Origin of the sequence: Lachnospira pectinoschiza, from assembly GCF_020564355.1 — a bacterium.
GTDB lineage: Bacteria > Bacillota > Clostridia > Lachnospirales > Lachnospiraceae > Lachnospira > Lachnospira intestinalis.
In genome coordinates this window covers 1-406 of sequence record NZ_JAJCRR010000042.1, presented here as the reverse complement: position 1 = coordinate 406, position 406 = coordinate 1, and the positions used below count along the sequence as shown (strand labels likewise).

Sequence of the window (406 nt, the reverse complement as noted above, 5' to 3'; positions counted from 1 at the left end):
ACCATTAAGAAAGACATGTTTCTTGGTTCGTAAAAGGTGTCTTTGCTTGCGTGGAACGAGCCAAGTGTGCTCCAGTAAATGCGAAACACTTTGCTTTTTAATTTTTTTTGGTAAAATTAAACTAAATTTCATATAGAATATTGTAACACAAAGGCTTTTTTGTTAGAATAGGCAAAATATAGAATACAAAAGGATTTTTAAAAAATCATGTCAGAAAAAGATCAAAATTTTAGTCGACGGGCTAAAAACAAGAAATCATCTCAAAAAATAGAAAATAATAATGCAGAAGAAAAAGAGCTGAAAGAAGCGGAAGTTCCGCTTGAAGACCTTAAAGGTATAAAAAAATATTTAAGAATGATGGCGCCTTATACAGAAAAAATAAGGCAATTTTTAAGTCCAGTAAAAC

General features: G+C 30.3%; 1 protein-coding gene. It reads left to right on the top strand.

Features of this window, described 5'->3' with window-relative positions; all coding sequences use genetic code 11:
- Nucleotides 1–207: 207 nt before the first annotated feature.
- On the top strand, nucleotides 208–406 hold a 199-nt coding region (locus LI288_RS14155), incomplete at its 3' end, for a hypothetical protein (RefSeq protein ID WP_227091087.1).